We start from the raw sequence: 12,052 nt of genomic DNA on the forward strand, positions 1-12,052 counted from the left end.
CGATAGCGCAGCGGCGTCCCAACCCTAATGCATGGAGGTTACGATGAAAGACGGAATGAACGCTCGGGGAAGCTGCCTGTGCGGAGCCGTGAAAGTCGCCGTGGCGGCACACAAGCAGAACGTGGGCGCCTGCCATTGCCGCATGTGCCGGACCTGGGGCGGCGGCCCTTTGCTGGCACTGGAGTCCGTGGAAGACGTCGAGATCGAGGGCGAGGAGAACGTCTCCGTCTACGCCTCGTCGGACTGGGCCGAGCGGGGTTTCTGTCGACGCTGCGGCACGCACCTCTTCTACCGGCTCAAGACCGGCGATCATTATGCCGTTCCCGTGGGCCTGGTCGACGGCGGTGAAGCCTGGACCTTCGACTCGCAGATCTTCATCGACCAGAAGCCGGCGTACTACCGCTTTGCCAACGAGACTCACAACATGACCGGACAGGAAGTCTTCGAAGCCTTTCAGGGCAGTTGACGCAGGTTACCCTCGGCGGCGCATCGTTACGCCGACCTGGGCGACAGAACGCCCAGAACGCGTGAACGACGCTTGCGAACCGCCTTGTGAGCGGTACTTGCCGAACAGACCTCATGAACAGCTTAGCGAAAAGTCCCATCGAGCAGCACTCATCGAAACAGGAGCAATCCATGCCGATTTCCGTAGGCGACAAAATCCCCGACATCAAGATCAAGACCGTCGGCCCCGACGGCCCCGAGGACATCACTATCGGCGAGCTGTGTGCCGGCAAGCGCGTGGTCATCTTCGGCGTTCCCGGCGCCTTCACGCCCGGCTGCTCCAATACTCACATGCCGGGCTTCGTGGCCAAGGCCGACAAGGTTCTGGAAAAAGTCGATACACTGGCCTGCGTGGCGGTCAACGACGCCTTCGTGATGCGCGCCTGGCAGCATGACCAGAACGCCCAGTCGATCGTGATGCTGGCCGACGGCAACGCCGAGTTCACGCACGCCATCGGCATGGAGAAGGATGCCAGCGGCGCCTGCATGGGTACCCGCAGCCAGCGCTATGCGCTGATCGCCGAAGACGGCGTGGTGACCTACGTCGGTATCGATACCGAGCGTGGCGTCGTCGACAAGAGCAGCGTCGACACCATCCTCGCGCAGCTTCCCTAGTCGACCGGCCGCCACGGTCCCCGTCAGCAATGGGCCGGACCTGACGAGCGTTCGGCCTATCCTTCCTGCCTCCTCGTTAAAACGACGTCGACGCTACTGACCCAGCACATCGACGTCGTCGCCGAGCACGTCCTCGATGTAGAGCATCTGCACGGCAACCACCGCCACCACGGCGAGCGGCGTGGCCAGTATCACCCCCGCCACGCCGGCCACCGCCGCCCCGGCCAACTGCACCACCACGGTATAGGCCGGTGGCAGGCGTACCATGCCCTTGGCCGCCAGCGGCATGACGATATTCGACTCCAGCGTCTCCACCGTCGCATAAAGGGCAACGGCATAGAGCGCCAGCTCCGGCGCTTCGAGAAAGGCGATCAGCACGGTCGGTATCGCGCCGAGAATCGGTCCCAGATAAGGAATGAAGGTGAGCAGGCCGGCGATCAACCCCAGTGCGCCCGCCATCGGCACGTCGAGAAACATCAGGCCGAGCGCAATGGCGACACCGACGAACAGCATCGAGACCAGACGGCTCATCAGCCACAGCCGAAGGGAACGCCCCTGCATGCACAGCACTTGCCTCAGCCGCTCGCGCCGGGCCGGCGGGAACAGTTGCACCACATTGTCGACGTATTCGCCCGGGCTGAGTACCAGATAGAATCCCACCAGCAAGATCAGCAGGAAACTGGTAATGCCGCCCAGGGTAGAGGAAAAGAGGGCGGTGAAGCGATTGAACACCGGCTCGCCGAGCAACCGCGCAGGATCGTCGACCTCCTTGAGGGCCGCCTCGACGCCGGGCAGTGCCTGAGCCACCTCCATGAGCCGACGGAAGGCCTGCGGGAGCTGTTGCACCAGTTGGGGCAACTGTTCCATCAGCCGGGGGCCTATCAGCGCCCCCAGCCCACCCAGCGCCAGGCAGATCAGCAGCAGAGCGATGGCCAGGGCCCATCCTCGGCCAATCGGCAAGTAACGCTGGCACAGGCGCACCACGCCGTCGATCGCCACCGCCGCCAGAATGCCCGCGAAGACCAGCAGCAGCACATCAACGAGCTGGCCGGCGAAATAGAGCACTATCGCCATCAGGCTAGCGAGCCCGATGACGATCAGCACGCGTCGGGTAAACCGTGTGATCGTGTCGTCGCCACTCTCCCTGTCGGCCATGTCGGCGCCTTCCTCTGGGTAGCTGCGGATGATGCGGCGCCGTTCCAGGCACACGCAGCCTCAGCCTAGCAGATGGCGTCCGTCCAGAACTTCGCTAACTATACTCACTCCATGAACCACCGAACGAATCATGGAGGTGCCGGCGATGGCTGACGATGACAAGCGGAAGACCCAGGGTTATGACCGCTTCAAGCAGCACGAGGGCAAAGGCTATTCGGGGATGAGTGTCGGTCGTTCGCACAAGTGGTATTACGACCAGGGGGAGTGGCGCGAGCGCAAGCTCAGCCCCGACGAGTGGGAAATTTCCTACCAGACCACCAAGCGGCGGGCAGCCCGCGCGCCCGAAGAGTCCGGCGCCCCCGTCGGGACGGAATACAACTGGCTCATCGTGTCCCACCAGCGCGTCGACAAGCTCGATGCCAACAGCTACATGACCTGCATGGAGGGAAAGAAATTCAAGGTCGCGCACAAGCGAGCCAGCGGCCACGCCTGGAACGTCAGCGAAAAGACCCAGCGCAGGAAGGTAATCGAGTATCTCCAGCAGATGATCCGCGAGCTCGAGGAGGCCGACGAAGCGGAGCCCCTGCCCTACAGCGTCGGCGAGCACGCACATGTCTATGGACTCAACCTGCGCACCAAGGCCGAATTGTTAGACATGGCGAAGGAGTACGACATCTCCGGCACCTCCAAGATGAAGCGGGAAGAGCTGCTGGAAGCGGTGAAGGCGTGCATCGAGCAGGCAGGAAGGCCCCGGCCCGAGGAAACGACCGAGCAGCCGACGCCCGACGGGCATGCCGAGCGCAAGCCGGACGGTGACGCGACGAAGCTTGAGGCAAAGAGCAAGGACGAGCTTTACCGACTCGCCAGCGAGCGACGTATCAGCGGCCGCTCGAACATGAACAAGTCGCAGCTCGCACGCGCCCTCGCCGGCCGGGCGGAACGTGCCGGCGCGAGTTCGCGAGCTTAGTGGCGGTGACTTTCGCTCACCTGTGGGGCTTACTCGAGCAACAGCACCAACACGAGCAGCGCTAGCAGTGCGGCCACGCCCTTCCCGAACAGCACCGGGTCGCGTTCGACCAGCGGCGGGCGGGACTTCTTCAGGAACGCGGGGCTTTGCTGGCGCAGCTCGTAAGCGAACTCGGAAAGCGCCTCGAAGCGCCGCTTGGGCTGGGGATGCAGCGCTTTCCTGAGCACCTCGTCGACCCAGGCGGGCAGCTCGCGGTTGACCGAAAGCGCCGAGCGGTACGCGAGGCGGCGCTGGGCCGCTCGGCTGCGCGTCTTGGCCACTTCGGTGCCGTAGGGCAGCGCTCCGGTAAGCAATTGGTAGGCGATCACCGCCAGCGAGTACATATCCGAGCGCGGCGTGGCCGGCTCGCCGAGGAAACACTCCGGCGCCGTATAGGCGGCCGTGCCCAGCGGATCATTCGCCTCTTCTGGCCGGCCTTCTGCAATCCCGGCCACGCGTACCGAGCCGAAGTCGATGAGGGTTGCGTGCCCCGTGGCATCGACCATGACGTTGTGCGGCCTCACGTCCTGATGCACCATCTCGAGGCGATAGAAGGCACGCAGACCGCGGGCGATCTGCTCGACGAGGCTGCGCACCGTTCCCAGCTCCAGACGCGGCTCGTCGCGCAACCACTGGGCCAGCGTACGACCCTCGATGAACTCCGTCACGCTGTAGAGGTAGCGCCGCCGGCGCCCCGACCGGTGCGCCTTCACCACGTGCGGGTTGTCGATGCGCCGGGCGATCCACTCCTCCATCAGGAACCGCTCCACGTGCTTCGGGCTCTCGCGCAGTTCGGTCGCCAGGATCTTGATGACCACCTTGTCTGAGGTTGCCTGGTCCACGGCCAGGTAGGCATGGCTGCGATCGCTGGCGTGGAGCTGGCGCAGGATGCGATAGCCATCGAAGACCATGCGCGGTTCGAGCTGCGGCGGGAACGGCAGCCTCGCCTCGCCCGAATAGAGCTCTTCGGCCTGGCCCAGCGGCACTTCCTCCACCCTCACCACCTGTACCGTCAGGTTGTCGTCGCTGCCCGCGTCGAAGGCCGCCTGCACCAGAGCGTGGGCCGCCGCGTCCAGGTCGGTGGCGTGTTCGGCGAGGATCTGGCACATGCGCGCTTCACTCAAGTGCTCGTAGACGCCGTCGGTCATCAGCAGGAAGCGTTCCCCCGCCTCGACGGGCAGGGCCAGGTAGTCGATCTCGAGCTGCTCGCTGACGCCCATCGCTCGACTGAGGTAGCTCCGCTCGGGCGACATCCAGGTACGATGCTCGCGGGTCAGCGGTTCCAGGGCGCCGCCCGCTCTTCCTTCGACCAGGCGGTAAAGGCGCGCATCGCCAACGTGGAAGACATGCGCCGTGCGCGACTTCAACACCAGCGCGGTGAAGGTGCAGACGTAGCCGCGATCCTTGTCCCAGCGATACTCGCTGCGCCGGGTCTGGGCGTGCAGCCAGGAGTTGGTGGCCATCAGCACCCGCTGGGCCGCGGTTTTTACCGTCCAGCTCTCGGCGGTGCCGTAATAATCCTCGATGAAGCTCCTCACCGCCGCCTCGCTGGCGATCCGGCTCACCGCGCTGGCGCTGATGCCGTCGGCCAGCGCCACCACCACGCCCTTGCTCGAGAGTTCCGGCTCACGGGGTATGTAGGCCCCATGGAAGTCCTGGTTGACCGGCTTGCGCCCCGCCGTCGAACACTGGCCCAACGAGACCCGCAGCGACCCGCCGGTTTCGAAGGCTGACACGGTCAGATATCGCGCAGCGGCGCGGTGCGCACGTGGGTGACATACAGCGTCAGGCCGGTCAACGAGAGACCGCCGATCAAGTTGCCCACCACCACGGGAATCTCGTTCCAGATCAGGTAGTCGGCGATCGAGAAGCCGCCGCCCATCATCATCGCCGAGGGGAACAGGAACATGTTGACGATGGAGTGCTCGAAGCCCATGAAGAAGAACAGCATGATCGGCATCCACATGGCGATCACCTTGCCGCCCACGGTGGTCGAGATCATCGCCCCCACCACGCCGAGCGAGACCATCCAGTTGCACAGGATGCCGCGAATCAGGATGGTCAGCATGCCCGCCGCCCCGAACTCCTTGTAGCCCACGGTGCGGCTGTGGCCGATAGTGGCGATCTTCTGACCCACCTCATCGGGTGGCGTGGAGAAGCCGTAGGTGAAAACGATCGCCATCAGCACCGCCACGGTCAGGGCGCCGGCCAGGTTACCGCAGAAGACCTTGCCCCAGTGGATCAGGATGCGCTCGAGGGTAACGCCGGGGCGACGGTCGAGCCAGGCCAGCGGCGTCAGTACGAACACGCCGGTCAGCAGGTCGAAGCCCATCAGGTAGAGCATGCAGAAGCCGACCGGGAACAACGCGGCCCCGAGGATGGCCGAACCGGTCTGCACCGTGATGGTCACGGCGAATACCGCCGCCAGGGCCAGGATGGCCCCGGCCATGAAGGCGCGGATCAGGACGTCCCGGGTGGCCATGTGGAGCTTGGACTCGCCGGCATCCACCATCTTTGTCGCGAATTCCGAAGGAAGCAGATAGGACATAACGTTCTCGACGCTCGTGGCGTTTCTCCGTATCGAAACTGGCGCGACAAACGCAAGGGCGCCTGAAGCCGGCGTGCAGCTCCAGGCGCCCTTGCCTGTGTTCGTCGCGTTGTCGTAGGCCTACGAAACCAGGCAGCGGCGATCGTCGTTGATCCTGCCGGCAGCCTGCGGTTGCAGCCTTGCCCTATACCTAGCACGTTGCGTGCCAATTCATCGCTCGCGCGGCAGAAAGCGCGCCAGGGCGGAGCCGCGGCGCACTTGCTACGGCTTGCTCAGCTTTCGCCAGGCTTCGACATGTCCGCATGGCCCACGCTATCCGTGGCGGAAGCGACCATGCCGGTGCAAGTCAGAGAGCGGGCGCCCAGCCTTGGTGCAGCACAAGGCCAGGGCACCTCAGGCGCGGACGGTTCAGCGGGAGGGAGATGCCTCGGTCTGGGCCGACGGGGCCGCGGCCGGGCTGGTCGCGACCATGTGCACCACGCTGCCGACCACGATCAGGCAGGGCGACGGCAGCGGCGTGGCGGCGAGCTTCTCGGGCATGTCGGCCAGGGTACCGACCAGCGAGGCCTGCTCGGGCAGGCTGGCGTTGGCCACCAGCATGATCGGCCAGTCGTCGGGCAGCCCGGCGCGGCGCAGCCCACTACAGATGGCGTCGACCTTGGTCAAGCCCATGTAGAAGATCAGCGTCTCGTCCTGGCGCGCCAGCTCGGCCCAGTCGGGCTCGCCGCCCTTGCGGCACAGCTGCGCGGTAACGAAGCGCAGCTGCTGGGCGTGGGCGCGATCGGTCAGCGGAATGCCCATGCCGGCCGCGGCCGCCGAGGCGGCGGTGATACCCGGCACGATCTCTGCTGCCACGCCGGCCTCGGCCAGCGCGGCGAACTCCTCGCCCATGCGCCCGAACACGCCGGGGTCGCCGCCCTTGAGCCGCACCACCGATTTGCCCTGCCCTGCCAGCTTCACCAGCAGCGCACCGATCTCGGCTTGGGGCACGCTGTGATGGCCGCGCGCCTTACCCACGTAGTAACGCTCATGGCCGGCGGGAATCAGCGCCAGCACGTCGTCGCCCACCAGGCGGTCGTAGACCACCGCATCGGCCTGCTGCAGCAGCCGAGCAGCCTTGAGCGTGAGCAGCTCGACATCGCCGCTGCCCGCCCCCACCAGGTAGACCCGGCCGGCATGGCAATCGCCGTCCAGGGTCACGGTCGGTGCGGCAACGCGGGTGGATCGCCCGAACGGCGAGCGCACGATATGCCCCAGGCCGTGCAGCCGCGAGAAGGCGGCCTGCAGTAACTCAGGCGACAGCATTGTCTTCAAGTGGCTCAGCGCTCGCATGGGCCGTCTCCTCTTCGATAAGCGATTTCAGCTCGGGAATACAACTGCCGCACTGGGTGCCACAGGCCAACCGGGCGCCCAGCGCCTCGACGCTGTCATCGCCTTCACGGATGGCCCCTAGGATAGCGCGTTGGCCCACCTGATGGCAGCTGCAGACCACCGGGCCCTGGTGGGCGGCGCCGTCGTCGCAGCCGGCCAGCAGGCGCCGACGGTGCGGCGGTGCCAGCCCTTCTCCGATGGCGGCCTCAGCGAAGCGGGCGGCCAGCCAGGTCAGGTTGGGTAGCTCCCTGGGCGCGCCCGACATGAACCACCAGCGCAGGCGACCCGCTTCATCGACGCCGGCGGCGCGCAGGCGGCCGCTGGCGGGGTCGGTGCACCACAGCGTGGGAGGTACCGGCAGCTCGGCTTCCAGCCAGGCCAGCCAGTCGCGTTCAGCCTTCTCAACCCCGCCGCGGGCGCCTTCCACCCCGCCGCAGGCGCTCAGCTCGCCGCCCGCCAGCTGCCAGCGCTGGCAGTCGCCCAGGGGAATGCGTGCCCAGTAGCGGCTCTCGTCGCACCAGGCCGCTTCCGCCACGCCCAGGTCATCGACCACCAGCAGCGTGGCCTCCCAGCCCAGTGGCAGCGGCTCCAGCGACACTGCGCCATGCTTGGACTCCGGCTGGCCGGAGACCGGGTCGAGGTACGCCTCGAGCAGCTCGCCCATGCGCGCCGCCCCGCTGAAATGGCGGCTCCAATGCATCGGCACGAACACCTCGCCGCGGCGCTGGCCGCGCGACACCCGCACCCGGCCGATATAGCTGCCGCCCGCGCCGTGCAGCCGGGCCAGCGCATGCTCTTCCACGCCCAACTCGCTGGCATCTTCCGGGGCGATCTCGATGAACGGCTCGGCGCGGTGGTTCATCAAGCGTGGCGCACGCCCGGTACGGGTCATGGTGTGCCACTGGTCGCGAATGCGCCCGGTGTTGAGCCGCAGCGGCCGCGCGGCGTCCAGCACCTGTGCCGGCGGCCGCGGGCGCACCGGCTGCATCCGCGCACGGCCGTCCGGCGTGGCGAAGCGGCCATCGGTGAACAGCCGGGCGGTGCCGTGGGGGGCGCCAGCATTCACCGGCCACTGGATCGGCGCCAGGGCGTCGTAGGCGGCCCGGTCGAGCCCGACCAGGCCGGAGATGTCGAACAGCCGGCGGCCCTCGCCCGGATTCTCACCGTTCTCGAAGCCCGAAAGCCGGGCGTGCTCGTCGAAGATCTCGCAGGGATGGGCGTAGTCGAAGGCCTCGCTGAAGCCCAGCCGCTTGGCCACCTCGCAGACGATCCACCAGTCGTGGCGCGCCTCCCCCGGTGGCGGCAGGATGCCGCGCTGGCGCGAGATGCGCCGCTCGGAGTTGGTCACGGTGCCGTCCTTCTCCGACCAGCTCGAGGCCGGCAGCACGATATCGGCATAGGCCAGCAGGTCGGCGTCGGCCATGCACTCGGAGACGATCACCAGCGGGCACTTCTCCAGCGCCGCGCGCACCCGGTCGGCCCGCGGCAGGCTCACGGCCGGGTTGGTGGCCATGATCCACAGTGCCTGCACCTCGCCGCGCTCGATCGCCTCGAACAGCGCCACCGCCTTGTGACCAGGGCCGTCGGGCAGGCACGGCACCCGCCGCTCGGTGGCCCAGAAGCGCGTGACGCGATCCCGCGCCCCGGGAGTGTCGTAGTCCATGTGGGCGGCGAGCTGGTTGGCCAGCCCGCCCACCTCGCGCCCGCCCATGGCGTTGGGCTGGCCGGTGATCGAGAACGGCCCGGCCCCGGGCAGGCCGATCTTGCCGCCCGCCAGGTGGCAGTTGATGATGGCGTTGCCCTTGTCGGTGCCGCTACTCGATTGGTTCACGCCCTGGGAGAACAGCGTGACCACGTGCAGGTGGCTGGCGAACCAGTAGAAGAAGGTTTCCAGGCGCTCGGCATCGAGGTCGCAGTCGGCGGCGATGGCCTCCACGCCGGCATCCTGCTCCCGCGCCGCGGCCAGTGCCTCGTCGAAGCCCTGGACGTGCTGCTCCAGATAGACCCGGTCGAGCTTGTTGCGCTTGGCCATCCACGCCAGCAGCCCGGTGAACAGGCGCGCATCGCTGCCTGGCTTGAGCCCCAGGTAAAGGTCGGCGATCTCGCAAGTGTCGGTGACCCGTGGGTCGATCACCACCACCCGCAGCAGCGGGTTGCGCTGCTTGGCCACCTTCAGCCGCTGGTAGAGCACCGGATGGTTCCAGGCCAGGTTGGAACCCACCAGCACCACCAGCTCGGCCTCTTCCAGGTCCTCGTAGCTGCACGGCACGGCGTCGGCGCCGAAGGCGCGCTTGTGGGCGGCCACGGCCGAGGCCATGCACAGCCGTGAGTTGGTATCCAGGTGCGGCGTGCCGAGAAAGCCCTTGAACAGCTTGTTGGCGACGTAGTAATCCTCGGTCAGCAGCTGCCCGGAAAGGTAGGCGGCCAGGGCCTGCGAACCGTGGGCCGCCTGTACCGCCGTGAGCCGCTCGGCCACCGTGGCCAGCGCCGTCTCCCAGTCCACCTCGACACCGTCGACCCGCGGCCGGGTCAGGCGGCCGTGGTGGCCCAGCGTCTCGTGCAGGGCCGAGCCCTTCACGCATAGCCGGCCGAAGTTGGCCGGGTGCTCCGGGTCGCCCTGTACGTCGACGATCCGCTCGTCCTCGACGCAGGCCACCACGCCACAGCCGACGCCACAGTAGGGGCAAGTGGTTCGGGCCTCGCGCATGTCGATCTCCTGTCTCGTCGTTCGCGAAACGACGACGCCCGCCAACGGCCGTCCTCAAGAGGTGGCGGTTGGCGGGCGTCGTTGCCGCTTGGGGCGCTGAACGTTGCGCTCCCATTGAAGTTACTTGCCCCATATCAAGCAGGAAGCGTGCCATGCGGCGTATAACGCGACCGTTTCAGGCAGATGTCTCTCCGCTGTTGCCTCCCGGCCGGCTTCCTCATGCGGCAACGCACCATGAACCGGCAGGGTCCACACTCGCGTTGCACCAGTCTGGTGCCTGAATGCCAGCCAGAACGCTGCGACGCAGCAACCGCCCCCGAGGCCGCCCTTCGCCAGGCAGCGCCAGGAGCGCGGCAAATCACATTTGGAATGGATCTTGCTAGGCAAGGGATGGAGCCCTAGCCAGACACGAGCGACGTCACTATGCCACCCCCCCTGAACATCCTGCTGGTCGACGACGAGGTGGTACGCGCCGCCATGGTCGAAGAGGCATTGATGGCCGAAGGGCACCGGGTCATCTGCCGGCTCGCGAGCCCGGCCAGCCTCAACGAGATGGTCGAACGCCACCAGCCCGACGTGGTGATCATCGACATGGAGAGCCCCGACCGCGACACGCTGGAAAGCATGGCGCTGCTCAACCGCGAGAACCCGCGCCCGGTGGTCTTCTTCGCCGACCAGCACGACTCCGACATGCTGCAGGCCGCGCTCAAGTCCGGCGTCAGCGCCTATGTGGTCGACGGCCTGGTACCCGAGCGGGTCGAAGCCATCGTCGAGGTGGCCATCGCCCGCTTCGACGCCTTCCAGAGCATGCGCCAGGAACTGGACAAGGCACGCAACCAGCTGACCGAGCGCAAGCGCATCGAACGCGCCAAGGGCCTGCTGATGAAGCACCAAGGCTGCGACGAGGAGCAGGCCTACCGCATGCTGCGCAAGCTGGCCATGGACCGCGGCCAGCGCATCGCCGAGGTCGCCGACAGCGTCATCGACATTCTCGCCCGCCTGAACCCGACAGCGCCCGCCTCCGAACCACGGGGATCCCGCTCATGAGCCACCCGCAACACCACGCCGACTCGCCGGAACTCGAGCGCATCTCCCTCGGGTTCGTCCCGCTGCTCGACGCCGCCCTGCTGATCGTCGCCCGCGAACGGGACTGCTTCGCCGCCCAGGGGCTGGATGTCAGCCTGTCGCGGGAGAACGCCTGGACCACCCTGCGCGACAAGGTCGCCGCCGGCCTGCTCGACGGCGCCCAGATGCTCGCCCCCATGCCGCTGGCCATGAGCCTGGGGCTGGGGCGCGCGCCCTGCGAAACGCTGGCCCCGCTATTGCTCAGCCGCAACGGCAACACCGTGACCCTGTCCGACGCCCTGTGCCAGGCCAGCGGTGCCACGCTTACCAGCGACCCGACCGACAGCGCCCTGGCGCTGGGCAACTGGCTGCGCGGCCAGGGCAGCGGCAAGCGCCCGCGGCTGGCCATGGTCTACCCCTACTCCTGCCAGCACTATCAATTGCGCGAATGGCTCACCCTGGGCGACATCGCCCCCGACCGCGACGTGGAGCTGGTCGCCCTGCCGCCGCCGCGCATGGTCGAAGCCCTGCGCGACGGGCAGATCGACGGTTTCTGTGCCGGCGAGCCCTGGGGCACCCTGGCCCGCCACTGCGAGGTGGGCAGGCTGGTGACCACCGGCGCCCAGCTATGGCCCAACCACCCGGAAAAGGTGCTCGGCGTGACGCGCTCCTGGGCGCAGCGCTACCCGGCCACGCTGGCCGCCCTGCTGCGCGCCCTGCGCGATGCCGGCGAATGGCTTTACGCCTCGCCCGAGCACCGCCGCCAGGCGCTCGAGTGGCTCGCCCTGCCGCCCTATCTCGACCGCTCGGTGCGCCACCTGCAGACCCTCGCCCACGACGAAGCGCCCATTTACCAGCAGCTCTGCGGGCCCGACGTGCTGCGCCCCACGCCGCAGGCCGCCCTGCACTTCGCCGAGCCCATCGTCAGGCAACTGGAAGACGCGGGCGGGCGCTTCGACCCGGCGCTGCTGGCGGCTTGCTACAGCCCTGTGCATTTCGATGCCGCCACGCACCACTGATGTGCACGACCGGCGGGAGCCGAGCTCCAGCCGGCCGCTTTTCAGTAACTCAACCTCATGTT

10 protein-coding genes are annotated in these 12,052 nt (G+C 67.4%); 5 read left to right on the forward strand and 5 right to left on the reverse strand.

Going from position 1 to position 12,052, the window contains the following annotated elements; genetic code table 11:
• Positions 1-43 precede the first annotated feature (43 nt).
• The gene (locus F0A17_RS18875) at positions 44-466 is read left to right on the forward strand and encodes a GFA family protein (RefSeq protein WP_149329919.1); all 423 of its coding nucleotides are present in this window, start codon (positions 44-46) and stop codon (positions 464-466) included.
• 170 nt (positions 467-636) lie between these two features.
• Entirely contained in the window at positions 637-1,119 is a 483-nt protein-coding gene (locus F0A17_RS18880; RefSeq protein ID WP_149329920.1) for a peroxiredoxin, read from the forward strand.
• Positions 1,120-1,212: 93 nt separating this feature from the next.
• Here the strand turns inward: F0A17_RS18880 and F0A17_RS18885 are convergent, their stop codons facing one another.
• Positions 1,213-2,274 carry an AI-2E family transporter gene (locus F0A17_RS18885; protein ID WP_149329921.1) on the reverse strand — a complete coding sequence of 354 codons (1,062 nt, stop codon included), beginning with the start codon at positions 2,272-2,274 and terminating at the stop codon, positions 1,213-1,215.
• 130 nt (positions 2,275-2,404) lie between these two features.
• On the opposite strand from F0A17_RS18885, the gene F0A17_RS18890 reads away from it, so the two are divergent.
• The gene (locus F0A17_RS18890; RefSeq protein ID WP_149329922.1) at positions 2,405-3,241 is read left to right on the forward strand and encodes a Rho termination factor N-terminal domain-containing protein; all 837 of its coding nucleotides are present in this window, start codon (positions 2,405-2,407) and stop codon (positions 3,239-3,241) included.
• A gap of 29 nt (positions 3,242-3,270) precedes the next feature.
• Here F0A17_RS18890 and F0A17_RS18895 read toward each other — a convergent pair whose 3' ends face one another.
• The 4 genes from F0A17_RS18895 to F0A17_RS18910 all read right to left on the reverse strand — a co-directional run bounded on the left by F0A17_RS18895 (position 3,271) and on the right by F0A17_RS18910 (position 9,906).
• Positions 3,271-5,016 carry a bifunctional protein-serine/threonine kinase/phosphatase gene (locus F0A17_RS18895; protein WP_223111576.1) on the reverse strand — a complete coding sequence of 582 codons (1,746 nt, stop codon included), beginning with the start codon at positions 5,014-5,016 and terminating at the stop codon, positions 3,271-3,273.
• Between the two features lie 2 nt (positions 5,017-5,018).
• Positions 5,019-5,828, reverse strand: a complete 810-nt coding sequence (locus tag F0A17_RS18900; protein WP_149329923.1) for a formate/nitrite transporter family protein — start codon at positions 5,826-5,828, stop codon at positions 5,019-5,021.
• 408 nt (positions 5,829-6,236) lie between these two features.
• A complete protein-coding gene (cobA, locus tag F0A17_RS18905) occupies positions 6,237-7,160 on the reverse strand; it encodes a uroporphyrinogen-III C-methyltransferase (protein WP_149329924.1) in 924 nt (307 codons plus the stop codon).
• Positions 7,120-9,906, reverse strand: a complete 2,787-nt coding sequence (locus F0A17_RS18910) for a nitrate reductase (protein ID WP_149329925.1) — start codon at positions 9,904-9,906, stop codon at positions 7,120-7,122. Before F0A17_RS18910 ends, cobA begins: the two co-directional genes overlap by 41 nt.
• Positions 9,907-10,329: 423 nt before the next feature.
• On the opposite strand from F0A17_RS18910, the gene F0A17_RS18915 reads away from it, so the two are divergent.
• Positions 10,330-10,953, forward strand: coding sequence for an ANTAR domain-containing response regulator (locus F0A17_RS18915; RefSeq protein ID WP_149329926.1), 624 nt, complete (start codon positions 10,330-10,332; stop codon positions 10,951-10,953).
• A complete protein-coding gene (locus tag F0A17_RS18920) occupies positions 10,950-11,990 on the forward strand; it encodes a CmpA/NrtA family ABC transporter substrate-binding protein (RefSeq protein WP_149329927.1) in 1,041 nt (346 codons plus the stop codon). Before F0A17_RS18915 ends, F0A17_RS18920 begins: the two co-directional genes overlap by 4 nt.
• Positions 11,991-12,052: the final 62 nt, after the last annotated feature.

It is taken from the genome of Billgrantia pellis, assembly GCF_008297955.1.
GTDB lineage: Bacteria > Pseudomonadota > Gammaproteobacteria > Pseudomonadales > Halomonadaceae > Halomonas > Halomonas pellis.

Excerpts from the sequence above, each read along its gene's own strand:
- F0A17_RS18875 (WP_149329919.1), top strand. The coding sequence starts at position 44 with ATGAAAGACGGAATGAACGCTCGGGGAAGCTGCCTGTGCGGAGCCGTG.
- F0A17_RS18880 (WP_149329920.1), top strand. The coding sequence starts at position 637 with ATGCCGATTTCCGTAGGCGACAAAATCCCCGACATCAAGATCAAGACC.
- F0A17_RS18885 (WP_149329921.1), bottom strand. The coding sequence starts at position 2,274 with ATGGCCGACAGGGAGAGTGGCGACGACACGATCACACGGTTTACCCGA.
- F0A17_RS18890 (WP_149329922.1), top strand. The coding sequence starts at position 2,405 with ATGGAGGTGCCGGCGATGGCTGACGATGACAAGCGGAAGACCCAGGGT.
- F0A17_RS18900 (WP_149329923.1), bottom strand. The coding sequence starts at position 5,828 with ATGTCCTATCTGCTTCCTTCGGAATTCGCGACAAAGATGGTGGATGCC.
- cobA (WP_149329924.1), bottom strand. The coding sequence starts at position 7,160 with ATGCGAGCGCTGAGCCACTTGAAGACAATGCTGTCGCCTGAGTTACTG.
- F0A17_RS18910 (WP_149329925.1), bottom strand. The coding sequence starts at position 9,906 with ATGCGCGAGGCCCGAACCACTTGCCCCTACTGTGGCGTCGGCTGTGGC.
- F0A17_RS18915 (WP_149329926.1), top strand. The coding sequence starts at position 10,330 with ATGCCACCCCCCCTGAACATCCTGCTGGTCGACGACGAGGTGGTACGC.
- F0A17_RS18920 (WP_149329927.1), top strand. The coding sequence starts at position 10,950 with ATGAGCCACCCGCAACACCACGCCGACTCGCCGGAACTCGAGCGCATC.